21 protein-coding genes are annotated in these 25,110 nt (G+C 70.8%); 12 read left to right on the top strand and 9 right to left on the bottom strand.

Annotation, left to right across the window (positions count from 1 at the left end; translation table 11 throughout):
- Positions 1–12: 12 nt before the first annotated feature.
- Entirely contained in the window at positions 13–1,218 is a 1,206-nt protein-coding gene (locus tag ASF30_RS18965; protein ID WP_235480392.1) for an ROK family transcriptional regulator, read from the bottom strand.
- Between the two features lie 117 nt (positions 1,219–1,335).
- A complete protein-coding gene (locus ASF30_RS18960; protein WP_055910563.1) occupies positions 1,336–2,511 on the bottom strand; it encodes an ROK family protein in 1,176 nt (391 codons plus the stop codon).
- A gap of 144 nt (positions 2,512–2,655) precedes the next feature.
- On the opposite strand from ASF30_RS18960, the gene ASF30_RS18955 reads away from it, so the two are divergent.
- The 5 genes from ASF30_RS18955 to ASF30_RS18935 are packed head-to-tail and all read left to right on the top strand — an operon-like array spanning position 2,656 to position 9,477.
- A complete protein-coding gene (locus ASF30_RS18955) occupies positions 2,656–3,948 on the top strand; it encodes an extracellular solute-binding protein (protein ID WP_055910316.1) in 1,293 nt (430 codons plus the stop codon).
- Positions 3,949–3,958: 10 nt separating this feature from the next.
- A complete protein-coding gene (locus ASF30_RS18950; protein ID WP_055910313.1) occupies positions 3,959–4,939 on the top strand; it encodes a carbohydrate ABC transporter permease in 981 nt (326 codons plus the stop codon).
- Positions 4,940–4,941: 2 nt separating this feature from the next.
- Positions 4,942–5,841 (top strand): carbohydrate ABC transporter permease, encoded by a 900-nt coding sequence (locus ASF30_RS18945; RefSeq protein ID WP_055910310.1) that lies wholly within the window; start codon positions 4,942–4,944, stop codon positions 5,839–5,841.
- Entirely contained in the window at positions 5,838–8,228 is a 2,391-nt protein-coding gene (locus ASF30_RS18940; protein ID WP_055910308.1) for a beta-glucosidase family protein, read from the top strand. Before ASF30_RS18945 ends, ASF30_RS18940 begins: the two co-directional genes overlap by 4 nt.
- Positions 8,229–8,232: 4 nt before the next feature.
- Positions 8,233–9,477 (top strand): endo-1,4-beta-xylanase, encoded by a 1,245-nt coding sequence (locus ASF30_RS18935; RefSeq protein ID WP_082468113.1) that lies wholly within the window; start codon positions 8,233–8,235, stop codon positions 9,475–9,477.
- A gap of 30 nt (positions 9,478–9,507) precedes the next feature.
- Here the strand turns inward: ASF30_RS18935 and ASF30_RS18930 are convergent, their stop codons facing one another.
- Positions 9,508–10,530: a LacI family DNA-binding transcriptional regulator gene (locus ASF30_RS18930; RefSeq protein WP_055910305.1), complete on the bottom strand. Its 1,023-nt coding sequence runs from the start codon at positions 10,528–10,530 to the stop codon at positions 9,508–9,510.
- A 102-nt stretch (positions 10,531–10,632) separates the two neighbouring features.
- On the opposite strand from ASF30_RS18930, the gene xylA reads away from it, so the two are divergent.
- Positions 10,633–11,823 (top strand): xylose isomerase, encoded by a 1,191-nt coding sequence (gene xylA / locus ASF30_RS18925; protein ID WP_055910301.1) that lies wholly within the window; start codon positions 10,633–10,635, stop codon positions 11,821–11,823.
- 136 nt (positions 11,824–11,959) lie between these two features.
- Positions 11,960–13,363, top strand: coding sequence for a xylulokinase (gene xylB, locus ASF30_RS18920; protein WP_055910298.1), 1,404 nt, complete (start codon positions 11,960–11,962; stop codon positions 13,361–13,363).
- A 25-nt stretch (positions 13,364–13,388) separates the two neighbouring features.
- Here xylB and ASF30_RS18915 read toward each other — a convergent pair whose 3' ends face one another.
- From ASF30_RS18915 to ASF30_RS18890, 6 genes are all read right to left on the bottom strand, one after another.
- Positions 13,389–14,423: a DUF1648 domain-containing protein gene (locus ASF30_RS18915; protein WP_055910296.1), complete on the bottom strand. Its 1,035-nt coding sequence runs from the start codon at positions 14,421–14,423 to the stop codon at positions 13,389–13,391.
- A complete protein-coding gene (locus ASF30_RS18910) occupies positions 14,420–14,770 on the bottom strand; it encodes a GntR family transcriptional regulator (protein ID WP_055910294.1) in 351 nt (116 codons plus the stop codon). Before ASF30_RS18910 ends, ASF30_RS18915 begins: the two co-directional genes overlap by 4 nt.
- A 246-nt stretch (positions 14,771–15,016) precedes the next feature.
- A complete protein-coding gene (locus ASF30_RS18905; RefSeq protein ID WP_082468069.1) occupies positions 15,017–15,601 on the bottom strand; it encodes a hypothetical protein in 585 nt (194 codons plus the stop codon).
- A gap of 57 nt (positions 15,602–15,658) precedes the next feature.
- Positions 15,659–16,807, bottom strand: coding sequence for a glycerate kinase (locus ASF30_RS18900; RefSeq protein WP_055910291.1), 1,149 nt, complete (start codon positions 16,805–16,807; stop codon positions 15,659–15,661).
- Between the two features lie 83 nt (positions 16,808–16,890).
- Positions 16,891–18,042, bottom strand: a complete 1,152-nt coding sequence (locus tag ASF30_RS18895) for a hypothetical protein (protein WP_055910290.1) — start codon at positions 18,040–18,042, stop codon at positions 16,891–16,893.
- Positions 18,039–19,070, bottom strand: coding sequence for a LacI family DNA-binding transcriptional regulator (locus ASF30_RS18890; protein WP_157497501.1), 1,032 nt, complete (start codon positions 19,068–19,070; stop codon positions 18,039–18,041). Before ASF30_RS18890 ends, ASF30_RS18895 begins: the two co-directional genes overlap by 4 nt.
- 170 nt (positions 19,071–19,240) lie before the next feature.
- Here ASF30_RS18890 and ASF30_RS18885 point away from each other — a divergent pair, with 170 nt between their 5' ends.
- From ASF30_RS18885 to ASF30_RS18865, 5 genes are read left to right on the top strand one after another with little or no spacing between them, the layout of a single operon-like run.
- The gene (locus ASF30_RS18885; RefSeq protein WP_157497499.1) at positions 19,241–20,668 is read left to right on the top strand and encodes a Gfo/Idh/MocA family protein; all 1,428 of its coding nucleotides are present in this window, start codon (positions 19,241–19,243) and stop codon (positions 20,666–20,668) included.
- Positions 20,665–21,585, top strand: a complete 921-nt coding sequence (locus tag ASF30_RS18880) for an NAD-dependent epimerase/dehydratase family protein (RefSeq protein ID WP_055910284.1) — start codon at positions 20,665–20,667, stop codon at positions 21,583–21,585. Before ASF30_RS18885 ends, ASF30_RS18880 begins: the two co-directional genes overlap by 4 nt.
- The gene (locus ASF30_RS18875; RefSeq protein ID WP_055910281.1) at positions 21,582–22,481 is read left to right on the top strand and encodes a 5-dehydro-4-deoxyglucarate dehydratase; all 900 of its coding nucleotides are present in this window, start codon (positions 21,582–21,584) and stop codon (positions 22,479–22,481) included. The genes ASF30_RS18880 and ASF30_RS18875 overlap by 4 nt, the downstream gene beginning before the upstream one ends.
- The gene (locus ASF30_RS18870) at positions 22,478–23,569 is read left to right on the top strand and encodes a mandelate racemase/muconate lactonizing enzyme family protein (protein ID WP_055910279.1); all 1,092 of its coding nucleotides are present in this window, start codon (positions 22,478–22,480) and stop codon (positions 23,567–23,569) included. Before ASF30_RS18875 ends, ASF30_RS18870 begins: the two co-directional genes overlap by 4 nt.
- On the top strand, positions 23,566–25,068 hold the full coding sequence (locus ASF30_RS18865; RefSeq protein ID WP_055910276.1) for an aldehyde dehydrogenase (NADP(+)): 1,503 nt from the start codon (positions 23,566–23,568) through the stop codon (positions 25,066–25,068). The genes ASF30_RS18870 and ASF30_RS18865 overlap by 4 nt, the downstream gene beginning before the upstream one ends.
- Positions 25,069–25,110: the final 42 nt, after the last annotated feature.

Raw genomic sequence — 25,110 nt, 5'->3', positions numbered from 1 at the left:
CCCCCGCAACAATCAGCGTTGCTGAATGCCCGCCACGAGCGCGCTGGGAGCCGCGATCAATTCGCTGAAGACGAGCTCGGCCGCCCCCACCAGCAGCAGGTCGACGTCGGTGGAGCCCGTCAGGACCCGCACGCCCTCCCGGGCCGAACGGATCGACTCCCCCACGATGTCCGCTGGATCCACCCCGTCGATCACCGATGCGAGGAAGCCGCCGATGATGATCGTCGACGGGTTGAACAGGTTCAACACCGTGCTGACCACTCGGCGAAGGATGACCAGGTAGCGCTCGATGAGTGCCGCGACGGCGGGGTCATCGCTCATCCGCAGGCGTTCGGCCAGGAAGTCCGCCTGGGAGACCGGGAGTCCGAGAGCCGCGAGGAGTTCGTCGCGCGACACCTCGGTCTCGAAGCATCCGCTCGCCCCGCAGTGGCAGAGCCGACCGTTGTCGGCGACGAAGATGTGACCGACCTCGCCGGCATGGCCATTGGCCCCGAGGGCGAGTCGTCCGCCGATGACGGCACCGCCGCCGATGCCGCTCGCCCCGCCGATGATGTAGAACAGGTCGTCGGCGTCACGGCCGGCACCGAAGGTGCTCTCGGCGCGGAGCGCGAGCGCGGCTGCGTTCGCGGCCTGCACGGGAACCCCGAGCGCAGCCGACATCGTGGCCGCGAGCGGTTCCTCCGACCAGCCGAGGTGGGTGGCCTCGCGGACGTGGCCGTCGGACAGCCGCACCTGGCCCGGCACGGCGATGCCTGCTCCGAGGATCCTCCACGGGACCTCGGCGTCGCTCGTCATTCCGGCGACCACGGCACTGGTGGCGCGCACGACCTCGTCGACGCTCACAGGCCCGTTCCACGGGATGCGGGCCCGTCGGAGAACGCGTCCGCTGAAGCCGACCAGACCGACGTTGAGGGCGTCGACCTCGGGGTTCACGGCGATGACGACGGTGGCGGGATCGGGGATCACGACACTGCTCGGGCGTCCGGCACCACTCACGACGGCCGGGCCCTCACTCACCAGCCCGAGCGCCACGAGATCGCCGATGACCACGCCGACCGTGGAGCGATTGAGACCGGAGAGGCGTGTGAGCTCGGCGCGGGAGTGGGCGCCGTCACGGTGCAGCCAGCCGAGCAGGCTCGACAGGTTGCGATCGCGGATGTCCTCCGCCGTACCGCCGCCGGCGCGGAGCGAGCGAGGGGACTGAGTGATGGCCGACACGGGATCGACCATACCCACGAAAAGGCTTCAGTCGGTGCGGTTTGCAGGTGGCGGCAACGAAATAGTGTCGGCGACTCGCGTCCACGAACGCCGAACCGCGCCCGACCCACCCAGGGCTCAGCGGGCGACCGGACTCAGCTCCGGGTCGGCGAGCACGGCGGCGAAGGCGGCCTCGGCCGCCCCGATCAGCAGGCGGTCCTCGCCGAGGGCGGCCACCCTGATGGCGAGCTGCTCGCCCGCCACCGGCAGGGCCTGGGCGACGACGGCGGCCTCGAGCGCCGGCAGGTCACTGGCGGCCACAGTCGCGAGGAACCCGCCGAGGATGACGAGCGACGGGTTGAGCACGTTGATGGCGTTGCAGAGCGCCGTGGCCAGGATGCGGCGCTGGCGTTCGAGCTCGCGCAGCACGGCGGCATCCGTCGACTCGACCAGGGCCTCGGAGAGGGTGGGCTCATCGGCGGAGGCGAGGCCGACGACCTCGAGGAGCCTGGCACGGCTCACCTCGTCTTCGAGCACGCCGTCCGGCGCTCGGCGATCGTCCATCGCGGCGATGCCCGGTCGGTTCTGGCCGAACTCCCCCGCGTAGCCGGCCGCCCCGCCGACCGGACGACCGTGCACGATGAGGCCACCGCCGATTCCGCTGGCGCCTCCGTTCAAGTAGACGATGTCGTCGACACCGCGCCCGGCGCCGAACAGGTGCTCGGCCACGGCACCGAGGCTGGCGTCGTTGTCGACGACCGTCGGCAGCCCTGTCGCCCCCTCGAGGAGGTCGCGGATGGCGGCATCCGACCATCCGAGGTGCGGAGCCCACCGCACGAGGCCGTCCCCGCGACGCACCTGTCCGGGAACCGCCACCCCGCAGGCGATGAAGCGCAGAGCGGCGAGCTCGCCCGTCGACCAGCCCTCGACAGCACTCGCGACGATGTCGGCGACCTCGTCCGGGCTCACGATGTGATCGACTTCGATGCGCTCGCTGTGCAGCACGTTGCCGCCGAGTCCCACGGCGGCGAGCGTCACGGCATCGACCTCCGGGTTCACGGCCACGACGGCGACGAGCGGATGCGGCCCCACCACCGGAGACGGACGACCCACCCTGTTCGTCGGGTCGGGGGCGTTCTCCACGACGAGTTCGAGTGCGGCGAGTTCAGCCACCAGGGTGGCCACGGTGGAGCGGTTGAGGCCCGTGGACGCCGTGATGGCGGCACGTGACAGGGGTCCGTCGTAGTGCACGAGAGACAGTACTTTCGACAGGTTTCGGCGATGGACGCCGTCGAAGGTCCCCAGGGTGCTCACGGATGACACTCTACGGGCGACAGGGCGAGGCGCCTCCCGGCCACGCCGAATATGTTGCGCTTGACGGCATATCTCCGCAGCCGTAGTATCAGAGCGTCCAGATCACTTTCGACGCAGACGTCGAAACTTTCGAGAGGTTCAACGATGAACAGACGCAGCACCAAGCGACTGCTCGCTGGCGCAGCAGCCATCGGCATCGCGGTCGCAGCACTGACCGGTTGTAGCGCGAACAGCGGCGACGACGGCGATGGCAAGGTCACCCTGACGTGGTGGCACAACGGCAACCAGGATCCCCTCAAGGGCCTGTGGCAGGACGTCGCCACCGAGTTCGAGAAGGCGCACCCCAACGTCACCGTGAAGGTCACGGGCTACCAGAACGAAGACCTCCAGAAGACCCTCATCCCGAACGCGCTGCGCTCGAACACTCCGCCCGACCTGTTCCAGGCCTGGGGCGGAGGCGAGCTCAAGGACCAGGTCGCCGCGGGTTACGTCAAGGACATCTCCGACGACGTGAAGGACGAGCTCGACGCTGTCGGCCCCACGGCCAGCGGTTGGCAGATCGACGGCGCCACCTACGGCCTGCCGTTCAGCTACGGCATCGAGGGCTTCTGGTACAACAAGGACCTCTTCGCCCAGGCCGGCATCACGGCCCCTCCGACCACTCTCGACGAGCTCAACGACGACGTCGCCAAGCTCAAGTCGGCCGGCATCGTCCCGATCTCGGTCGGTGCCGGTGACAAGTGGCCCGCCGCGCACTGGTGGTACAACTTCGCGCTCAAGGACTGCTCCCCCGACACCCTGAAGACCGCGCAGTCGAAGCACGACTTCAGCGACGAGTGCTTCGTCACGGCCGGAGACGACCTCGAGGCCTTCCTCAAGACCGAGCCGTTCAACGAGGGCTTCCTCGCCACCCCCGCCCAGCAGGGCGCCGGCAGCAGTGCGGGCCTCCTCGCCAGCGGCAAGGTCGCCATGGAGCTCATGGGCCACTGGGAGCCCGGCGTCGTCGGCGGTCTCACCGACGACAAGAAGGTTCCGGAGTTCCTCGGCTGGTTCAACTTCCCCGGCATCGACGGCGCCGCCGGCGACCCGACCGCTGCCCTCGGCGGCGGCGACGGCTTCGCCTGCTCGCAGCAGGCTCCGCCGGAGTGCGTCGAGCTGCTGAAGTACATCATGAGCGCCGACGTGCAGAAGCGCTTCGGTGAGTCCGGCGCGGGAATCCCGACCGTGGCTGATGCCGCATCCAGTGTCACCGACCCCAACCTGCAGATGGTGCTCGAAGGCAAGCAGAAGGCATCGTACGTGCAGCTCTGGCTCGACACGGCCTACGGGGCCACTGTCGGCGGTGCCATGAACGACGGAATCGTCAACCTGTTCGCAGGCAAGGGATCCGCGGACGACATCGTCAAGGGCATGCAGGACGCCGCCGCGACCGAGTGACGAAAGCACCATGACACTCACACGCACCGATCAGGTCGGGCCCGCGGTCTCCGCGGGCCCGACCCCGGCCCGGCGGTCGACACGACCGTCGCGCTCCCGCCGCCGCAAGCACCTCGAGATCGCCCTCTTCGTCGGACCGGCCACCCTCGTCTACGTCGGGTTCGTCCTCATCCCGGTGGTGCTCGCCGCCGTCTACAGCCTGTACAAGTGGAACGGCTTCGGCCCGCTCACCGACTTCAACTTCCCCGACAACTACGTCAGGGCCCTGACCGATCCCGTCTTCGTCGGGGCCATCGGCCACAACCTGTTCATCGTGGTGCTGTCCCTGGTCATCCAGGGCCCCATAGCCATCGGCATCGCACTCCTCCTGAATCGACGGATGCGCGGCCGCACGCTGCTGCGGGTCATCATCTTCATCCCCTACGTGTTGAGCGAGGTCATCGCCGGCCTGTCGTGGAAGCTCCTGCTCCAGCCCGACGGACCGTTCGACGCCTTCCTCTCGACGATCGGACTCGGCGGCTTCACCAAGCTCTGGCTCGCGGACTCCGACATCGTGCTCTGGACCATGTTCTGGATCCTCACCTGGAAGTACATCGGCTTCGCGATCATCCTGTTCCTCGCGGGCTTGCAGGGCGTGCCCGAGGAGCTGAGCGAGGCTGCGGCCATCGACGGGGCGAGCTGGTGGCAGATCCAGCGCCACATCACCATCCCGCTGCTCGGACCCACCATCCGCATCTGGGCGTTCCTGTCGATCATCGGATCGCTCCAGCTCTTCGACATGGTCTGGGTCGTCACCGGCGGCGGACCTGCCGGCGCCACGGCGACCATGGCGACCTACATGGTGCAGTTCGGATTCCAGCGCAACCAGCTGGGCTTCGGCAGCGCTGTCGCGGTGATCCTGTTCATCGTCTCCCTCATCTTCGCCCTCGTCTACCAGCGGTTCGTGCTCCGTCGCGACCTCGCCGGTTCCCTCACCCAAGGAGTGGGTTGACCATGACCACGCCCACCATCGCGCCACCGGCATCCGTCGGTCAGCCGCCGGCATCAGCCGGTCCGGTTCCCGGAGTCCGTCGCGGATTCGACTGGGGCCAGCCCTTCGTCTACCTGATCGCACTGATCATCGTCGGCATCACCATCGCGCCGGTCGCCTACATCTGGATCGGCGGCTTCCGCACCACGCCGCAGATCAACGCCGACCCGTCGGCCTGGCCCGACCCGTGGGTGTTCGACAGCTACGCGTCGGTCATCACCTCCCCGACCTTCTGGCTGCAGGTGGGCAACAGCACCATCACGGCGCTGGCGACCACGATCGGCGTCGTCATCCTCGGCGTGATGGCAGCCTTCGTCATCGCGCGCTACGAGTTCAGGGGCCGCGACGCCATCTACTCGATGTTCACGGCCGGACTGCTGTTCCCCATCACCGTGGCGATCCTGCCGCTGTACCTGATGCTGAAGAACATCGGGCTGCTGGGAAGCCTCGCGGGGGTCTTCGTCCCGCAGATCGCCTTCGCGCTGCCGACGACGATCATCATCCTGGTGCCGTTCCTGCGAGCCATCCCCGCCGAGTTGGAGGATGCCGCCGCCATCGACGGCACCAGCCGCTTCGGCTTCTTCTGGCGCATCCTGCTTCCGCTGTCGGGGCCGGGCCTCGTCACGGTCGGCGTGCTCGCCTTCGTCGGAAGCTGGAACGCCTACCTGCTTCCGCTGCTCATGCTGAGCGATGCCTCGACGTACACCCTGCCGCTCGGGGTGCAGCAGTTCTCCACGCAGTACTCGCAGGACACCGCAGCCGTGCTCGCCTTCACCTCGCTCGCGATGCTGCCGGCCATCCTGTTCTTCACCCTCGCCCAACGCCGGATCGTCGGCGGACTCACCGGGGCGGTGAAGGGATGACCGCGGCAGACGACCTGCAGGTGGCGACGGATGCCGCCTGGCACGACACCGCCCGCCCGATCGACGAGCGCGTCGACGCCCTGATCGACGCCATGACGGTGTCGGAGAAGGTCGCCCAGCTCTACGGCGTCTGGGTCGGCGCGTCGGCGGAGGGCGGCGACGTGGCCCCCCACCAGCACGACATGGAGGAGGTCGCCGACCTCGACGCCCTCCTGCCGTCGGGCCTCGGCCAGCTCACCCGGCCGTTCGGAACCGCACCGGTCGACCCGGCGCTCGGCGCCCTGTCGCTGCTGCGCACCCAGGAGCGCATCATCCGCGAGAGCCGCTTCGGCATCCCCGCGATGGCGCACGAGGAGTGCCTGGCCGGTTTCGCGGCCTGGGGCGCCACCGCCTACCCCGTGCCGCTCAGCTGGGGTGCCACCTTCGATCCGTCGCTGGTCGAGAGGATGGCGGCCCGCATCGGCTCCGACATGCGGGGTCTCGGCGTTCACCAGGGCCTCGCTCCGGTGCTCGACGTCGTGCGCGACGCGCGTTGGGGCCGGGTCGAGGAGACCATCGGCGAGGACCCGTACCTCATCGGCACCGTCGCCTCGGCCTACATCCGCGGCCTCGAGTCGGAGGGCGTGGTCGCGACCCTCAAGCACTTCGTGGGCTACTCGGCGTCGAAGGCCGGTCGCAACCTCGCACCGGTCTCGGTCGGGCGGCGCGAACTCGCCGACGTGCTGCTGCCGCCGTTCGAGATGGCCGTGCGGGAGTCGGGGGTGAGGAGCGTCATGAACGCGTACACCGACATCGACGGCGTGCCGACGGCAGCCGACCCCACGCTGCTCACGGCGCTGCTCCGCGACACCTGGGGCTTCGACGGCACCGTCGTCGCCGACTACTTCGCGATCGGATTCCTGCACCTGCTCCACGGTGTCGCCGTGGACTGGACGGATGCCGCCGCCCAGGCCCTGGAGGCCGGCATCGACGTCGAGCTGCCGACGGTCAAGGCGTTCTCGACGCGGTTCGTCGCGGCCGTCGAGGCCGGCCGCGTCGACGAGGCTCTCGTCGACAGGGCGCTGCGGCGGGTGCTCCGCCAGAAGGCCGGCTTCGGCATGCTCGACGCCGACTACTCCCCTGTGCCGTCGGCCCTCCGCGGGCGGGACCTCGATTCCTCCTCGTCGGCTGGACTGCGCGGCAGCGTCGACCTCGACTCGGCCGAGAATCGGGCCATCGCCCGCGCCATCGCCGAGCAGGCCGTGGTGCTGCTGCGCAACGACGGGCTCCTGCCCCTCGGTGCTGCATCCGCGGCTCCGCAGACCATCGCCGTGATCGGGCCGAACGCCGATGATGCGTATGCCGTGCTCGGCTGCTACTCGTTCCCGGCCCACGTCGGGGTGAAGCATCCGGAGGTGCCGATCGGCATCGAGCTTCCCACCCTGCTCGAGTCGATCCGGGCCGAGTTCCCGGCGTCGACCGTGCACTTCGTTCGCGGCACCACGGTCGACGGGGGTGAGACGGATGCGATTCCCGACGCCGTCGCCGCGGCCCGCGCTGCCGACGTCGTCGTGCTCGCGCTCGGCGACCGCGCCGGCCTGTTCGGCCGCGGCACCAGCGGCGAGGGCTGCGACGCCGAGAGCCTCGAGCTTCCGGGCGCCCAGCAGGCGCTGCTCGACGCCGTGCTCGAGACCGGCACGCCGAGCGTCGTGACGCTGCTGTCCGGGCGGCCCTATGCCCTCGGATCGGCGACGGATGCGGCATCCGCGATCGTGCAGACGTTCTTCCTCGGTGAGGAGGGGACTCCCGCCATCGCCGGCGTACTCAGCGGTCGGGTGAACCCGAGTGGACGCCTGCCGGTCTCGGTGCCCGCGCACCCCGGCGCGCAGCCGTCGACGTATCTGGCGTCTCCGCTGGCCGGTGCGAGCGAGGTGTCGAACATCGACCCCGCCTCCGCATTCCCGTTCGGGCATGGACTCGGATACAGCGCGTTCGAATGGAGCGAGCCTTCCGCGAGCACGGCGTCGATCGGCGTCGATGGTCGTGTCGAGGTCTCCGTGGCCGTCGCGAACGTCGGGGAGCGCTCGGGCGTCGAGGTGGTGCAGTTGTACCTGCACGACCCTGTGGCGAGCGTCGTGCGCCCGGTTCAGCGGCTCATCGGCTACGCCCGGGTGGCGCTCGAGGCCGGAGCATCCGTTCGAGTGACCTTCGACGTTCCCGCCGACCTTGCGAGCTTCACCGGCCGCGACGGCCGGCGCATCGTCGAGCCCGGGGAGATCGTGCTCGGGCTGGGCCGATCGAGCGGCGACATCGTGTTCGCACAGCCGGTGCAGCTCACCGGTGCGACGCGCGTCGTCGATCACACCCGCGAACTGCACGCCGGGGTGCGTGTCGAGCCTGTCGGCTGACCCGATGGAACTCGTCTCCCCGGGTCGCGGCGACCTTCCGCACCGACTCGGGGAGGCTGTGGTCACCGTCCGCGATTCGTCGGGCCTGCCGATTGTGGACGCCACCGTGACCGTGCAGCAGACGGCGCATGCCTTCGCCTTCGGCAACATCGGCTTCGACTTCGTCGATCACGCGAACGGATCGGGTTCCGCGGGCGACGCCGAGCTCGCGGCCCTCTGGCTCGACCTCTTCAACACCGCCACCCTCCCTTTCTACTGGGGAGGGTTCGAACCGGTGCCCGGCAGACCGGACACGCGGCGCCTCGCCACGACGGCGCAGTGGTTCGCCGACCGCGGTGTGGCGTTGAAGGGGCATCCGCTGGTCTGGCACACTGTGCAGCCGCCCTGGCTCCTCGACCACGACGTCGACGGCATCGAACGGCTGCAGCGGGAACGCATCCGCCGGGAGGTGGGGGACTTCGCCGGCCTGATCGACACCTGGGACGCGATCAACGAGGTCGTGATCATGCCGGTGTTCGACAAGGAGGACAACGGCATCACCAGGCTGGCACGCGATCGCGGACGCATCGCCATGGTGCGCCTGGCCTTCGAGGAGGCCCTGGCGACGAATCCGACGGCCACCCTGCTGATCAACGACTTCGACCTGTCGAGCGCCTACGAGTGCCTGCTCGAGGGTCTGCTCGAAGCGGGCATACCGCTCTCGGCGATCGGCCTGCAGACCCACATGCACCAGGGCTACTGGGGTGAGGACGTGATGCTGGCGATGGTCGACCGCTTCGCCCGCTACGGCCTGCCGCTGCACCTGACCGAGACGTCACTGGTGTCGGGCGAGCTCATGCCGGGCCACATCGTCGATCTCAACGACTTCCAGGTGGCGAGCTGGCCGTCGACCCCCGAGGGCGAGGCGCGCCAGGCCGACGAGATCGTGCGGCACTACAGCTCCCTCGTCGCGCATCCGTCGGTCGAGGCCATCACCTACTGGGGCATCACCGACCGCGACGCCTGGCTGGGTGCCCCGATCGGGTTGGTGCGGACCGACGGCTCCCGGAAGCCCGCCTATGACGCCCTGCACGCCCTGCTGAAGGGCGACTGGTGGGTGTCGCCGACAGCGGTGCGAACCGATGCCGCAGGCCGCTTCAGGCTGCAGGGCTTCACCGGCGGCTACACCGTCTCCGTTCCCAGCGAGGTCGGCCGCTCGTCGCTGCTGCACCTGGCGGCCGGGCCCGCCTCGATCGACGTCACGCTGTAGTCGGTTCCCCTCCAGCCGCCACGACGGCCGTCAGGCGGCCGGCGGCGCCGTGCTCTCGCGCACCACGAGGTTCGTCGCCAGGTCGATGCGCGGCGTTCCCGTGAACGTCTCGGTGCTCATCCGGATGGCGATGCGCGTCGCCTCCTCGGCCATGCGCCGCAGAGGCTGGTGGATGGTGGTGAGCCTCGGGCTCACCCACTGCACCAACGGGATGTCGTCGTAGCCGACGATCGACAGGTCTTCGGGAACACGCAGCCCGCGCGACCTGGCCACCTCGAGCACGCCGAGCGCCTGCAGGTCGCTGCCGGCGAAGATGGCGGTGGGCGGGTCGTCGAGGGCGAGCAGCTCGGCGGCGTGAGCGCGCCCGCCGGTCACGTGGAAGTCGCCGAAGCGCACCCAGTCGGGGTCGACCGCGAGGCCGGCCGAGTTCATCGCCGACCTGTAGCCGTCGACCCGGGCGAGGGAGCACATCATGTCCTCCGGCCCCGTGATCGTCGCGATGCGCGTGTGGCCGAGTTCGATGAGGTGGCGCGTGGCGAGGAGTCCGCCCGACCAGTTCGCCGAGCCGACCGACGGGACGTCGGGCGACGGATCACCGGCCGGATCGATGATGACGAACGGGATGGCCCGCGACTGCAGCCTCTCCCGGTACTCGGGCGCGAGGCCCGAGAACACGAGCACGACGGCGACGGGTCGGCGACGCATGACGCCCTCGACCCAGGCCGGGTCGGGCGCGTGCCTGCTGCCGCTCTCCGTGAGCACGACGGACAGGCCGTGCTCCTTGGCGACGGCCTCGACTCCGGTGATGATCTCCATCGACCAGACGCTCTCGAGTTCATGGAACACCAGCTCGATGAGGTCGGCCTTCGCAGCGGTTCCGGCGCCCCGGCGGGCATAGCCGCGCTGAGCCAGCAGTTCCTCCACGCGTGACCGAGTGGCAGCGGCCACGTCGGCCCGCCCGTTGAGCACCTTGGAGATCGTCGACAGCGAGACGCCGGCCTCCTCGGCGACCGAGGCGAGGGTGACGCGATCATCGGCGTGGGCTGTCGTCATGTTTCGATCATAGTTTCCGAAACTATCGAGCGCACTTGCGTCGTCGCATCCGTCGTTATAGGTTGTGCTTAACAACAATTCCGTTCATCGAGGAGCGACCCCATGACCACCCCCACACGCGCCGACAAGTTCTCCTTCGGCCTCTGGACCATCGGCTACAACGGCACCGACCCGTTCGGCGGCCCCACCCGCAACCCGCTCGACGTGGTGCACGCCGTCGAGAAGCTCTCCGAGCTCGGCGCCTACGGCCTCACCTTCCACGACGACGACCTGTTCGCCTTCGGGTCGACGGATGCCGAACGCCAGACCCAGATCGACCGCCTCAAGCAGGTGCTCGCCGACACCGGCCTCATCGTGCCGATGGTCACCACCAACCTGTTCAGCGCGCCGGTCTTCAAGGACGGCGGCTTCACCTCCAACGATCGCGCCGTGCGCCGCTTCGCGCTCCGCAAGGTGCTGCGCAACCTCGACCTCGCCGCCGAGCTGGGCGCCAAGACCTTCGTCATGTGGGGCGGCCGCGAGGGCGCGGAGTACGACTCGGCCAAGGACATCCGCTCGGCCCTCGAGCGCTACCGCGAGGCCGTGAACCTGCTCGGCGACTACGTCACCGACAAGGGCTACGACATCCGTTTCGCCATCGAGCCCAAGCCGAACGAGCCGCGCGGCGACATCCTGCTGCCGACCCTCGGTCACGCCCTGGCCTTCATCAGCTCGCTCGAGCGCCCCGAGCTGGTCGGCCTCAACCCCGAGGTCGGACACGAGCAGATGGCCGGCCTCAACTTCGCCGCCGGCATCGCCCAGGCGCTGTACCACGACAAGTTGTTCCACATCGACCTCAACGGCCAGCGCGGCATCAAGTACGACCAGGACCTGGTGTTCGGTCACGGCGACCTGCACAACGCCTTCGCCCTCGTCGACCTGCTCGAGAACGGCGGCCCGAACGGCGGCCCCTCCTACAACGGCCCGCGCCACTTCGACTACAAGCCGAGCCGCACCGAGGATGAGAACGGCGTCTGGGACTCGGCCGCCGCGAACATGCGCACCTACCTGCTGCTGAAGGAGCGTGCCGCGGCCTTCCGCGCCGACCCCGAGGTGCAGGAGGCGCTGGCAGCCGCCCGCGTTGCCGAGCTGGCCCAGCCGACGCTCGGCGCCGGTGAGAGCTACGACGACCTGCTCGCCGACCGCGCCTCCTACGAGGATTTCGACGCCGACGCCTACCTCGGCGGCAAGGGCTTCGGCTTCGTGCGGCTGCAGCAGCTGGCCACCGAGCACCTGCTCGGCGCGCGCGGCTAGTCCTCCCTCGCTCCATCCCCCATCCCGCAGTGCCACGACTCCGGAGTGGACTCGTGTCGAAGGTCGCGCATCCGCGACGCATCGGTCGACACGCCTCTCCACTCCGGAGTTGCGGCACCTCGATCTCTGGAAACCCATGACTCTCGTCGCCGGCGTCGACTCGTCCACCCAATCCTGCAAGGTCGTCATCCGTGACGCCGACTCCGGGGCGCTCGTGCGTTCGGGTCGGGCGCCGCATCCAGACGGCACCGAGGTCGACCCCGCCGCCTGGTGGGGAGCCCTGCTCTCAGCGTTCTCCGATGCGGGCGGCCTCGACGGCGTCGCGGCGGTGTCGATCGGCGGCCAGCAGCACGGCATGGTGGTGCTGGACGCCGACGGCCGGGTCATCAGGGATGCCCTGCTCTGGAACGACACCCGCTCGGCGCAGGCAGCACTCGACCTCATCGCCGAGGTGGGCGCCGACGAGTACGCGCGACGCGCGGGTGTCGTCCCCGTCGCCTCCTTCACCGCGACCAAGCTGCGCTGGCTGCGGGATGCCGAGCCCGACGCCGCGGCCCGCGTCGCCGCCGTCGCCCTCCCCCACGACTGGCTCACGTGGCGACTGCGCGGCTACGGACCCGTCGGGGAGTCGCCGCTCGGCCCCGTGCTCGAGGAGCTGACGACGGACCGGTCGGATGCCAGCGGCACCGCGTACTGGAGCGCCGCGACAGGCGAGTACGACCGGGAACTCTTCGTGCGCGCGCTCGGCCACGATGCCGTGCTCCCCCGGGTTCTCGGCCCCTCCGAGCGCGCCGGCCAGACGCCTGACGGCATCGTCGTGGGCGCCGGCGCCGGCGACAACGCCGCTGCAGCCCTCGGCCTCGACGCTCAGCCGGGCGACGTCGTCGTCTCGATCGGCACGTCGGGCACCGTCTTCGCCGTGACGGATGCCCCGACCGCTGACGTGTCAGGCACCGTCGCGGGCTTCGCCGACGCCAGCGGCAACGCCCTCCCCCTGATCGCCACGCTCAACGCGGCGCGCGTGCTCGATGCCGTCGCGGGAGTGCTCGGCGTCTCGCACGCCGAACTCGGCCGGCTGGCGCTCGAGGCTGAGCCCGCGGCATCCGGAGCCGTGCTCGTTCCCTACTTCGAGGGCGAGCGCACGCCCAACCTGCCTGACGCCACCGCGACGTTCTCCGGCCTCACCCTCGCCAGCACGACCCGGCCGTCGCTGGCCCGCGCGGCCATCGAGGGCATGCTGTGCGGACTCGCCGACGGCCTGGATGCCGTGCGCGGCCAGGGCGTGACGGCCGACCGGCTGCTGCTCATCGGCGGCGCCGCCCAGAACCCCGGCGTGCGGACTGTCGCCGCCCAGGTCTTCGACGTGCCCGTCGTGGTGCCGACTGCCGGCGAGTACGTGGCGGATGGCGCCGCCCGGCAGGCGGCGTGGGCACTCACGGGAGCGCGTCCGACCTGGCCGCTCGCGATCGAGGCGGAGTTGCCACTCGACACGCGCCCGGTCATCCGGGAGCAGTACGCGGCGGCTGCTGCAGCTCGCTGAGGCCCGGACGCAGCCGAAGCGCCCATCAGCGAGCGCACGCCACCAGCCCGTTGAGCAGCGCCGCTCCGGTCAGTGCGTCGTCGACGGTGACCACGATCGGTCCTCCGGAGGACCGCTCCACCTGGATGGCCGGGCCCTCTGCGAGCACGACCCCACGACGACCTCGGGAGTCGAACCGGATGCCCCATCCGCCGAACTCGGCCAGCGGATCGACCTCGACCGCCGCGGCGGACACGACGTCCGCCAGCCTCACGCGCAGCATCCGGAATCCGAGCAGCGACCGCACGGCCAGCCCGGACGCGTCGACGGTGACCCTGGCCACGAGCAGGAGTGCGATCACGGCGGCGAGCAGGACGAGCAGCGCGCTCGACCACCACATCTCGGGGTCGAGGAAGACCGGCACGAGGCCGAGTGCGCCGACCGCGATGGGCACGGTGAGGACGGGGCGCGGCGCCGAGACCGTACGCGTCCACACGGCCCGCTCCCCGGGCTCGAGGGCGACAGCCGGCTCGGGCGTCGGAGTCGGCGGGTTCGATCCGCGGGACGGGAGCACGAGCCACACCAGCAGGCCGGTGACTGCCGCGGCAATCACCGCGGCCGCGAAGATCCAGAAGACGCCGCCGGCCTCCGTGGCGTCATCGAGGTCGACCTGCATTCCGAGCGTTCCGGCGATGATCACGCTCAGCAGCACCGCGAACACGGGCGAGAACACCACGGTCAACCGAACCGATGACGGGGCGGCTCCACGCGCGACGGCGCGCAGAGCCGTGTACGTCATCAACAGCGAGAACGTGACTCCGATGCCAGCGAGTAGGCCGATGGCCGTCCACGGGCTGCCGAAGCCATCGGGCTCGCCGCTCGGGCCCCAGTGCGTGGCCACGGGATCGGGAAGGCGCGGCAGCCACGAAATCATCAGGGCGACGGATGCAGCGATGACGACGAGCGGCAGAACGAGACCGACGAGCACGATGACGCGTCGCTCCGAGCGCTTCTCCCTGTCGACGGCGGCCGTCGACGCGGGGGTGACGTTGCGGGGGCTGGGGTTGCCGGGGTTGCTCATCGATTGAGCTCCTCTCTGACCAGGGCGATCACAGTGTCCGAGGCGAGGCCGCGCGAACGGGCCTCGCTGCCGAGTTCGGCGATGATCCGCTGCACGACCCCGAGGTCGGGCCCGCCGATGACCACGGCGCCGCGACCTCGACGCAGCTCGATGAGCCCCTCGTCGCGGAGCTCCTGATAGGCCCGCAGCACTGTGTGGAGATTGATGTCGAGGGAGGTCGCGAGCTCCCGCGCCGACGGCAGCCGCTCACCGGCCACGAGCCTCACACCGAGGATCTCGGACCGCACCGCGCGTACGATCTGCTCGAAGAGCGGAACAGCCGAAGCCGGATCGATGCGGATGATCATAGGCCCAGCTTATTCTATTTTCGCTAGAACAACTGCGCGTCGCTAGACGGGCATCCACTCGCCACATTCGGCCGCTCGCCGCGTGCTCAGTCGCCACGTTCGGCCGCTCGCCGCGTGCTCACTCGCCACGTTCGGCCGCTCCCCCGCCGCGGAGACGGCCAGAACTGGCGAACGGATGCCCGCGCCGACACGGATCGCGGGCGCCAGGCCCGACGCTCAGCCGCCCAGCACTCAGCCGCGCAGCGCTCAGCCGGCCGGCGCGAGAGCCGCACCCACACGCCACACGCGGCGCCCGAGCACCACGATCACGATGGCGGGCACGACGATCCACACCGCGTTCGGCGCGATCACGATGGCGAGGAAGCCCTTCGCGTCTCCGGAGTCGAGCACGTGCCTGGTGTACTCGAGGTTGCTGCACATCTCGACGCCGAAGTAGAGCACCGTCTTCCAGAAGGTGGCGACGCTCACGATCAGCCCGATCACCACGCCGCTCCAGCGACGCCGGTAGACGAGCGCGATGATCAGCACCGCGGCCTCGACGATGTTGAGCCAGCTCTGCGCGCTGCCGAAGGCGTCGAAGGCTGCGTACCTGTGGTCGTATTCGGCATAGAGGTGGTGCCCGGGCCAGAACCAGCCGAGGGTGTGGCCGGCATCCGACAACGGTTTCGTCAGCACGAACAGGGCGTCGTAGATCTGGATGATGCAGGAGATGAGGAACCACACCGCGATCCAGCCCGGCAGGCCGCCGGCGGAACGGGCGACGACCGGCGCGGCGGCAGCCGTCGCGGAGGCGGACTGACGCGGGGTCGGGACTGCAGAGGTCTCGGTCATGCGGAGATTATGGCGCCGCTGACACTCCGAGCAACAGACCGCGTGCGGAAACGGTCCTCACCCGGCGAGGGTGCGCGCGAGCCTGGCGCCGGCCTCCCGCAGCCATCGGGACGGATCAGTGCGTGCCGCCGCACTGTCGCCGGCGAGGTCGGTGAGCGAGACGGAAGCCGCGAACACCGTGGCATCAGCCTCGATCGCCCCGGCCACCAGGGCCACCGCGATCGGCGGCCGGCCACCGAGGGAGCTCGAGGCCACGCCCGCGGCATCCAGCACGTACGACGGCACCTTGCCCGCCAGCGACTGGTGGTCGAACCGGCCTTCGCCCGTGATGACGACGGATGCCCCCGCCAGAGCCGCGGGCAACCCCAGTGCCGCCCCCACCGCTGCAGCGCCCGGCGCGATGGTCGCGCCCCAGGCGAGCAGGCCGAACCCGGTGCCGCCGGCTGCACCCGCGCCCGGAGTGGGGGCATCCGCTCGCACGGGCAGGGTGGAGATCGCAACCTGCGACGCCCAGCGAGCCAGGCCCCGTTCGAGACCCTCGACCTGCGATGGGGTCGCCCCCTTCTGCGGACCGAACACGGCCGCAGCGCCGCGCTCGCCCAGCAGCGGATTGTCGACGTCGCTGAGGATGACGGCGCCACCAGGGGGCAGGGGTCGCAGGGCGGAGGCGTCGATCGCCGCCAGGTTGGCGAGGCCGCGATTCCCGACCCGGATCGGGCGCCCAGCCGCATCGCTGAGCTGGAGGCCGAGCGCTGCGAGAGCGCCGGCGCCGCCATCCGTCGACGAACTGCCCCCGAGGGCGAGGAGCAGGCGGTCGACGCCGGCGTCGAGCGCGGCGGCGATGGCCTGGCCGAAGCCGACACTGTGGGCATCGAACGGCAGCAGCGGATCGAGCAGCGTGATCCCCGAGGTGCTCGCGAGCTCCACGACCGCCGTGGGACCGTGCCCGGCAGCGGCAGGCAGCCACAGCCACGATGCGGTGACGGGTCGGCCATCGGGTCCGTCGACGGTCACCGGCACGCGCCGAGCCCCGGCCACGGCGAGCTCGAAGGCGTCGAGGGTTCCCTCACCGCCGTCGGCCATGGGTACGAGGCGCAGCTCGTCCGCCGGACGAACCGAGGCCCAGCCGTCCGCCAGGGCCTTGGCGGCATCCGCTGCGCCGAGCGTGCCCTTGAACGAGTCGGGGGCGAAGACGACCATTGTCATCGCTCGGCATTCCTCTCGTCCGCGCTGATCAGACCTCCGCGCCGATCATCGATCCATTCTAGTCGGAAAGCGCATTCCCGGCTCTAGGCGCGGAGACTGTCGGCGAGGAACCGCCAGGCCTCGTCCTGCATCTCGGCGTCGAACACGTGCGTCTTCTCGTGGAAAGAGCCGGTGTAGAGCGGCATCCGTGCGGTCAGGATGTCGTGGGCCGCTCGCATTCCGTCACCGGTGAAGAGGTGGTCATGCAGCGCGTACTGGGCGAGCATCCGCTGCCCGTCGTTCGGGCCGTCGCCGTTCCTCCCGATCTCCGGCCAGTCGGTCACCCGCGACAGGCCCGGCGTGAGCAGCAGCCAGGAGTGCTGGTCGATGTGGTCGGGCACGAGCGCCGCGAAGGTCGTCATCATGCAGCTCACCACGACGGCGCGCACGTTCGGTGCCTCTGCAGCGAGCAGGTGCGCCCTGGCGCCGCCTCCCGAGAATCCGAACGCACCGAGACGCGTCTGATCGACGCTGTCGGACGCCGCCAGGACCGCGAGAGCCTGCAGGTCGTCGTGCAGCACCGTGCCGGCCACGCTGGTGCCGATCACCCCGGCCGCCTTGGCGATGCGATGCTCGAGCTGAACCGAGCGCCGATCGGCGGCGGCCGCCTCGTCGGCTGTCTCGCCCCCGTCCACGGCACCCGGGGCCGGCGCCAGCGCCGGCAGATGGAGCGCGACGGGCGCACCGGCCGGAGTACCGGATGTGGCGGTGCGGCGATCCCCCGCGAAACGCCGACTCCCCCACAGGAAGCCGTCGTGCACGAGCACGGCGAAGCCGCGCCGGGCCAGTTCGGCTGCCGGCGCGAGGCCATCGTGGTACGTCGCTCGGAAGGCCATCGCTCGCGTGGGGTTGACGGATGCCGGTCCGAGATCGACCAGCTGTTCGGCACCGATCACCTTCTGGCCGCCGTGCGTGTGCAGCGCGAGCACTCCGGGCAGCGGGCCGTCGGCATCGAGGGGCACCACCAGCCAGGCCGCCGTGTCGGGGCCGAAGCCGGGATTCCAGCGCAGCTCGGTGTACTCGAGGCCGTCCCGCGCCTCCCGCCCCATCACCCGCACGTCGGGGGCGGTGACCGGGCGGGGCAGTCCGAGCGCCGCCGACAGTCGCGACTCTCCGGCACACCGCTCGACGAGGGCGGCCCTGGCGGCCGCGACGTACGCCGGCCAGTCCTCGTAGCCGTCGAGCACGCCGCTCACGATCGCCCCGTTCGCGCAGCGCGCGCGGTTCGCCCGACCGCGGCCGGTGGAGGGCCCGAGCTCTCCCGCACTCGAAGCTCGGGTCTCAGCACCACGTCGCCTTCAGGCTCCTCCCCCGCGAAGCGCGCGGCCAGCCTGCCCCACGCCAGCTCCCCGAGCTCGCCCACGGGCACAGCCGCCGTCGTGAGCGCCGGCGTCGTGAAAGCCGCGAACGGGATGTCGTCGAAGCCCACGACGGACATCTCGGCGGGCACGGCGACGCCCCGCGCCGCGAGCGAAGCCAACAGCCCCATCGCCACGAGGTCGTTGAACGCCACAACCCCCGTCGCACCACTGTCGATGACGACGGATGCCGCGGCTGCACCGTCGCCGAAGGTGGCGCCGGCCTCCACCGTGCGCACCTCCACGTCGGGTCGCGCCTGCGCGAACGCGGCGACACCGGCTCGACGTGCGGCATCCGAGGCACTCGACGGCGACCCGGCGACGTAGACCAGCCTCCGGTGACCGAGGGCGGCCAGGTGCTCGAGCAGGTCGACGATGCCGGCGCGGTAGTCGGCCGAGACACCGGGGATGCCCGGCACCGAGCGGTTGATCACGACCACGGGATCGAGCGCGGCGACGGCGGCCGTCAACACGTCCGTCGGCATCCGCGGCGAGCAGAGCACGACCGCGTCGCAGCGTCGGCGCGTCTCGCGCACGATGGCCTCCTCGGCGGCGACGTCCTCAGACGTGTCGGCCACCAGCACCCTGTAGCCGTCGCGTGCCGCTGCGAGAGTGACCCCGCGCAGCATGCCCTGGAAGGTGGGGTTGGCGAGGTCGGGCACCACGACGGCGATGGTCTGGGTGCGTCCGAGCACGAGGCTGCGGGCGAGAGGGTTGGGGCGATAGCCGAGGGCCGTGGCAGCGGTTCGCACCCGCTCGACCAGGGCTGCGTCGACACCGGCGCGGCCGTTCATCACGCGCGACACGGTCGACGCCGAGACGCCGGCAGCGCGGGCGACGTCATCGATGCCGGTGATGCCTGTCATGCGTCCCATGCTTCTCCCGTCGCGCGCGAGGGCTGTCGATCGATCGAGATCCAACCTAGCTCTAGAAATCGTTTTCTCCGGGGTGTTAGCCTCGTGGAAAGCGTTTTCTGGATGACCGCGGCACAGCGGCCTGCATCCGGAACCGATCAGCGAAATGAGTGATGACACCGATGTCGACCCTCCGATACGCCCTCGTGGGCAGCGGCCACCGCGCACAGATGTACGTCGACGCGATCCTCGGCGCGCATGGCGACGTCGCCGAACTGGTGGCACTGAGCGATCCGAACCCCACGCGCATCGAGTACTACGCCTCGCGCATGCGCGATGCCGGCGCGGCCGAGCCGAGCCGCTGGCACCCCGACGACCTCGAGCGCATGGTGAGCGAGGCATCCGTCGACCGCATCATCATCACGAGCCCCGACGTGACCCACGCCGCCCTCATCGTGCGTGCCTTGGAGGCGGGAGCCGATGTCGTCGTCGAGAAGCCGCTCACGATCGACGCCGACGGATGCCGCGCCATCGTCGAGGCGGCCGAGCGCACCGGCCGCAGCGTGGTCGTCACCTTCAACTACCGGTACTCGCCGCGCAACTCGGCCCTCAAGCAGCTCATCAGCTCGGGCGCGATCGGCCGTGTCACCTCGGCCACGTTCGAGTGGGTGCTCGACACGGCGCACGGCGCAGACTACTTCCGGCGCTGGCACCGCGAGAAGGCCAACTCGGGCGGACTGCTCGTGCACAAGGCCTCGCACCACTTCGACCTGGTCAACTGGTGGATCGACGCCACCCCCACCCGCGTCTTCGCCTCGGGCGGCCTGCGTTTCTACGGCGCCGAGAACATCGCCGGGCGCGATCTTCCGGAGCGCAACCCACGCGGCACCCACGACGGAGCCCACGATCCCTTCGAGCTCGACCTGCGCGACGACGAGCGACTGCGCGCCCTCTACCTCGACGCCGAGAACCACGACGGCTACCTGCGCGACCGCGACGTCTTCGACGCCGGCATCACCATCGAGGACAACATCGCCGTGATCGCCGACTACGACTCCGGCGCCACCCTGAGCTACGCCCTCAACGCTCACGCTCCGTGGGAGGGCTATCGCGTGGCCGTCAACGGCACGAAGGGCCGCGCCGAACTCGAGGTGGTCGAGCGTGGTGCCGTCACGGTGGGCGACGACGGCGCTCTCGTGCTCGATCCGAGTGCGCAGAAGGATCCCCGGGCGGATGCCGCCGCCGGTGGTTCTGTTGGCGCCGCGCTCCGCCCAAGCGGCGAGCGCCTCATCGTGCAGAACCACTGGGGACTCGCCCGCGAGGTGCCGATCGAGAACGGCGACGGCGCCCACGGGGGCGGCGACGCGCTGCTGCTCGCCGACGTGTTCCGCGGCCCGTCGGACGACCCGCTCGGCCGCCCGTCCGACTACACCGACGGCCTGCGTTCGGTCTCGGTCGGCATCGCGGCGAACATCTCGCTGGCGACGGGGTCGCCCGTCCACATCTCAGAGCTCGCGATCGGGCATCCGGCGCTCGACGCGGCGGCGGCCGCATCGGCGGCCACATCCGTGGCGGAATCGACCGCCGGCGCGACTGCGGGCGCCCGATGACCACCGTCGTCACCGGCGGCTCCGGCCGTCTCGGTCGCAGCGTCATCGCGGGGCTGACGGATGCCGGCCACGACGTCGTCTCGGTCGACCGGGCTGCGGCATCCGGCCTCGACGTCGACCAGCTCGCGGTCGACCTCACCGACCCCGCAGCCACGGCCGAGTTGTTCGCTCGCCTCCGCCCGGATGCCGTCGTGCACCTGGCGGCGATCGCCGTGCCGTTCAGCGCACCGGAACGCACCATCCTGGCGACCAACACGGCACTGGCCTTCGGCGTGATGGAGGCGGCGATCTCGGCCGGCGTGCAACGCATCGCCGTCGCGAGCAGCCCGACCGTGCTCGGCTACGGGGCGCCGAACGGCTGGCTGCCGCCGTCATTCCCGCTCGATGAGAGCACTCCGCCGCGGCCCTGGCACGCCTATGGGGTCTCGAAGCTCGTGGCCGAGGAGAGCATGCGCATGCTCGCCCGCGGCACCGGTGACAGCGTGCGGTTCGCCGCGTTCCGGCCATGCTTCGTCATCGCGCCCGAGGAGTGGGAGGGGGCGCCGACCCAACAGGGGCACACAGTGCGCGAACGCCTCGACGACCCCGCCCTCTCGGCGCCGGCGCTGTTCAACTACGTCGACGCCCGCGACGTCTCGCGCTTCGTCGCGGTGCTGCTCGAGAGGCTGGGCGACATCCAGAACGCCGAGACCTTCTTCGTGGGCGCCGACGACGCCCTGGCCCGGCATCCGCTCGCCGAACTGCTCCCTCGCTTCGTGCCGGGCAGTGAAGCCCTCGCATCCGGACTCACCGGCACGCAGCCGGCGTTCTCGAGCGCGAAGGCGCGCGAGCTGCTCGGCTGGCGCCCGCAGTACTCCTGGCGCTGCGAGCTCGCCGACATCCCGACCGACACCACCCTCTCGAGGAGCAACGCATGAACTTCGACGGAATCCTGTTCTTCCCCGTCACCCCCTTCGACGGCCGGGGCCGCGTCGACACCGGCGTTCTCGCCGAACACGTGGCGACCGGCGTGCGGCACGGCGCCGGCGGAGTCTTCCCGGCCTGCGGCACCGGCGAGTACCACGCCCTCTCGCTGAGCGAGGTCGCCACGGTGGTGTCGACGACGGTCGAGCAGGTGGGCGGGGCCGTACCCGTGGTCGCCGGCAGCGGCGGAGCGCTCGGCCACGCCCTGGAGGCGGGTCGCGCGGCGAAGGATGCTGGCGCCGAGGCCCTGCTCGTGCTGCCGCCCTACCTCGTCTCGGGCACCCAGAACGGACTGATCGCCTATGTCGAGGCCATCGCCGAGGCATCCGATCTCCCCGTGATCATCTACCACCGCGGTTCGGCCCAGTACGCACCGGCCACCGTCGCGCACCTCGCCGCCGACAGCCGCGTGATCGGCTTCAAGGACGGCACCGGCGACGTCGGGGTCGCCCTGCAGATCGTGCGGGCCGTCGCCGCCACGGGTCGCGACGACTTCAGGTTCTTCAACGGCCTGCTGACGGCCGAACTCTCGCAGGGCGCCTACCGCGGCCTCGGCATCCCGCTCTACTCGTCGGCGGCCTTCGCCTTCGTGCCCGAGATCGCCAACGCCTACTACCGGGCGTACGTCGACGGCGACGAAGCGCGCCGCCTCGCCCTCCTCGACGGCTTCTACAGCCCGCTCGTCGACCTGCGCGACGAGACCCCGGGATTCGGCGTCTCGCTCGTGAAGGCCGGCCTCCGTCTCGGCGGGCTCCCCGTCGGATCGGTGCGGGCGCCACTCGTCGACCCGAGCACCGAGCAGGAGCAACGCCTCACGGCGATCATCGAGGCCGGGCGCGCACTGCTGTGAGCCGCGTCAGTTCACTCGAGTCACGACTGGTTCGCATCCCGCTGCGCCGGCCGTGGGGCGCCGACGTCACCAGCGTGGCAGTGCTGCCCACCCGGGTCGAGCTCGACGACGGCGCTGTCGGGTTCGGCTTCAGCTGGACGCCGACGATCGGTGCCGAGGCCGTGCTCGCCCTGCTGCAGCACGACATCTGGCGCACGGCCATCGGGCGCGACGGCGACCCCGAGGCGATCTGGCAGAGCGTGTGGGAGCACCTCCACGAGGCCGGCGGCGGCGGGCTCACGACCATCGCCATCGCCGGACTCGACCTCGCCCTCTGGGACGCGCGCGCTCGGGCGAACGGATGCTCGATCGCCGATGAGATCGGCATCCGTCGACAGAGTGTCGAGGTCTACGGCAGCGGAGTGAACCTGCACTACTCCACCGACGAGCTCCTCGCCCAGGTGCAGCGCTGGATCGATGCCGGCCACGACGCCGTGAAGATCAAGGTGGGCCGGCCCTCCGTGGCCGAAGACGTGGAGCGGGTGCGCGCCGTACGCGCGCTGCTCGGCGACGACCGCCGCCTGATGATCGACGCGAACCAGCGCTGGGACCTCGAGCGCGCGACCGCGGCCATGCGGGAGCTCGAGGCCTTCGACCCCGCGTGGATCGAGGAGCCGCTCCGCGCCGAGGACCTGCCCGGACACATCGCCCTCGCCGAGCGCACGGCCGTGCCGATCGCCGTCGGCGAGAACCTGCACACCCGGCAGCGCTTCGAGGAGTTCCTGCAGAGCGGTGCGGCCGGCGTGGTGCAGCCCAACATCGTGCGGGTCGGCGGCATCACGCCGTTCCGCCGCATCGCCGCCATCGCGCGCGATCACGGCGTTCCACTCCATCCGCACCTGCTGCCCGAGCTCTCGGGGCAGCTGGCGCTCACCCTCGACGGCGACGCTGCGGCCGGCGCCGTGATGGTCGAAGACGTGGAGGACGCCGGCTTCGGCGAACTCGGCGCGCTCAGCGGACCGAGCCCCGTGCGCATCGCGAACTCCCGCCTCACCCAGACCGGCTCCCCCGGCCTCGGGCTCCTCTTCACGGAAGGCTTCACCTCATGACCGACTCCGCTGTCCTCACCGCGCACGCGTCCGCTTCGTCGCCATCCGCGTCGACGGATGCCGCCACTCTCGACGCTGTTGCTGCTGCGGCCGCGGCTGCAGCACCGCTGGTACGTGCTTCAGCCGACGCCGATTGTGCCGGCTGGCTGCGTGCCGTCGCCGACGCGCTCGATGCGAACGCCGCCGAACTCGTCGCGATCGCCGACGAGGAGACCCACCTCGGCACGGTACGACTCACCGGCGAGGTCGCCCGCACGACCGAGCAGCTGCGCCTGTTCGCCACTGTCGTCGACGACGGAGCCTGGCGCGAGATCACCGTCGACCACGCGGATGCCTCCGCCACGCCTCCACGCCCGGAGATCCGCCGCATGCTCACGGCGGTCGGGCCCGTCGCCGTCTACTCGGCGTCGAACTTCCCGTTCGCGTTCTCGGTGGCCGGCGGCGACACGGCGTCGGCCCTGGCGGCGGGATGCCCCGTGATCGTGAAGGCCCACTCGGGTCATCCGCGGCTCTCCGTCCGCACAGCCGAGATCGTGACGGATGCCCTCACCACGGCCGGCGCGCCCGACGGCATCTTCGCCCTGGTCGTCGGCCGCGAGGCCGGCAACGCGCTGGTGCAGCATCCGGCGATCGCCGCAGCGGGCTTCACCGGATCGCTCTCGGGCGGGCGGGCGTTGTTCGACCTCGCCTCCGGCCGACCCGACCCCATCCCCTTTTACGGCGAGCTGGGCTCGATCAATCCCGTCGTCATCACGGCGGCCGCCATCGCAGCACGCGGCGGCTCCCTGGCGACGGGACTCGCCGGGTCGTTCACGCTGGGATCCGGGCAGTTCTGCACCAAGCCCGGCGTCGTGTTCGTGCCGACGGGAACGGCCTTCGCCGACGACCTCGCGGCCGCCGTCGGCCCGGCGACGACAGGGCGCCTGCTGACCGACCGCATCGCGTCGGCGTTCCCCGTCGGCCTCGCCGCCCTCGCCGCCGACGACTCGGTGACGATCGTGGTCGGCGCGATCGACTCCGACACCGATGCTCCGCAGCCCGTCGTGCTCCGCACCGATGCGCGCGCCGTCGCCACCCGCCCCGACACTCTCCTCGAGGAGTGCTTCGGTCCGGTGACGCTGCTGGTCGAATACGCCGACGAGGCCGAGCTGTTCGCGGCTCTCGGCGCCCTCGGCGGATCCCTGACCGCGACGCTGCACTCCGAGCCCGGCGAGGAGGTGGCATCCCTCGTCGAGCGACTCTCGCAGGTGGCGGGTCGTGTGCTGTTCGCGGGCTGGCCGACCGGCGTCGCCGTCACCTGGTCGCAGCACCACGGCGGACCCTGGCCGGCCACGACCTCACTGCACACCTCGGTCGGAGCCAGCGCCATCCGCCGGTTCCTGCGCCCGATCGCCTTCCAGGACGCCCCGGATGCGCTCCTTCCCGCACCGCTGCGCGACGCGAACCTCGCCGCGGCGCCCCGTCGCGTCGACGGCACCCTGCTGCTGGCCGCCGGCTGACCCCGCCGGCAGAGGCCCGGGCGCGCAGCGAGAGGCAACTGG

Source organism: Leifsonia sp. Leaf264 (assembly GCF_001422325.1).
In the GTDB taxonomy this organism is placed as follows: Bacteria; Actinomycetota; Actinomycetes; order Actinomycetales; family Microbacteriaceae; genus Orlajensenia.
Note: the sequence above shows the minus strand (reverse complement) of the source record. Positions and strands in the feature narration are given on the sequence as shown.

Excerpts from the sequence above, each read along its gene's own strand:
- ASF30_RS18955 (WP_055910316.1), top strand. The coding sequence starts at position 2,656 with ATGAACAGACGCAGCACCAAGCGACTGCTCGCTGGCGCAGCAGCCATC.
- ASF30_RS18950 (WP_055910313.1), top strand. The coding sequence starts at position 3,959 with ATGACACTCACACGCACCGATCAGGTCGGGCCCGCGGTCTCCGCGGGC.
- ASF30_RS18945 (WP_055910310.1), top strand. The coding sequence starts at position 4,942 with ATGACCACGCCCACCATCGCGCCACCGGCATCCGTCGGTCAGCCGCCG.
- ASF30_RS18940 (WP_055910308.1), top strand. The coding sequence starts at position 5,838 with ATGACCGCGGCAGACGACCTGCAGGTGGCGACGGATGCCGCCTGGCAC.
- ASF30_RS18935 (WP_082468113.1), top strand. The coding sequence starts at position 8,233 with ATGGAACTCGTCTCCCCGGGTCGCGGCGACCTTCCGCACCGACTCGGG.
- ASF30_RS18930 (WP_055910305.1), bottom strand. The coding sequence starts at position 10,530 with ATGACGACAGCCCACGCCGATGATCGCGTCACCCTCGCCTCGGTCGCC.
- xylA (WP_055910301.1), top strand. The coding sequence starts at position 10,633 with ATGACCACCCCCACACGCGCCGACAAGTTCTCCTTCGGCCTCTGGACC.
- xylB (WP_055910298.1), top strand. The coding sequence starts at position 11,960 with ATGACTCTCGTCGCCGGCGTCGACTCGTCCACCCAATCCTGCAAGGTC.
- ASF30_RS18915 (WP_055910296.1), bottom strand. The coding sequence starts at position 14,423 with ATGAGCAACCCCGGCAACCCCAGCCCCCGCAACGTCACCCCCGCGTCG.
- ASF30_RS18910 (WP_055910294.1), bottom strand. The coding sequence starts at position 14,770 with ATGATCATCCGCATCGATCCGGCTTCGGCTGTTCCGCTCTTCGAGCAG.
- ASF30_RS18905 (WP_082468069.1), bottom strand. The coding sequence starts at position 15,601 with ATGACCGAGACCTCTGCAGTCCCGACCCCGCGTCAGTCCGCCTCCGCG.
- ASF30_RS18900 (WP_055910291.1), bottom strand. The coding sequence starts at position 16,807 with ATGACAATGGTCGTCTTCGCCCCCGACTCGTTCAAGGGCACGCTCGGC.
- ASF30_RS18890 (WP_157497501.1), bottom strand. The coding sequence starts at position 19,070 with ATGACAGGCATCACCGGCATCGATGACGTCGCCCGCGCTGCCGGCGTC.
- ASF30_RS18885 (WP_157497499.1), top strand. The coding sequence starts at position 19,241 with ATGTCGACCCTCCGATACGCCCTCGTGGGCAGCGGCCACCGCGCACAG.
- ASF30_RS18880 (WP_055910284.1), top strand. The coding sequence starts at position 20,665 with ATGACCACCGTCGTCACCGGCGGCTCCGGCCGTCTCGGTCGCAGCGTC.
- ASF30_RS18875 (WP_055910281.1), top strand. The coding sequence starts at position 21,582 with ATGAACTTCGACGGAATCCTGTTCTTCCCCGTCACCCCCTTCGACGGC.
- ASF30_RS18865 (WP_055910276.1), top strand. The coding sequence starts at position 23,566 with ATGACCGACTCCGCTGTCCTCACCGCGCACGCGTCCGCTTCGTCGCCA.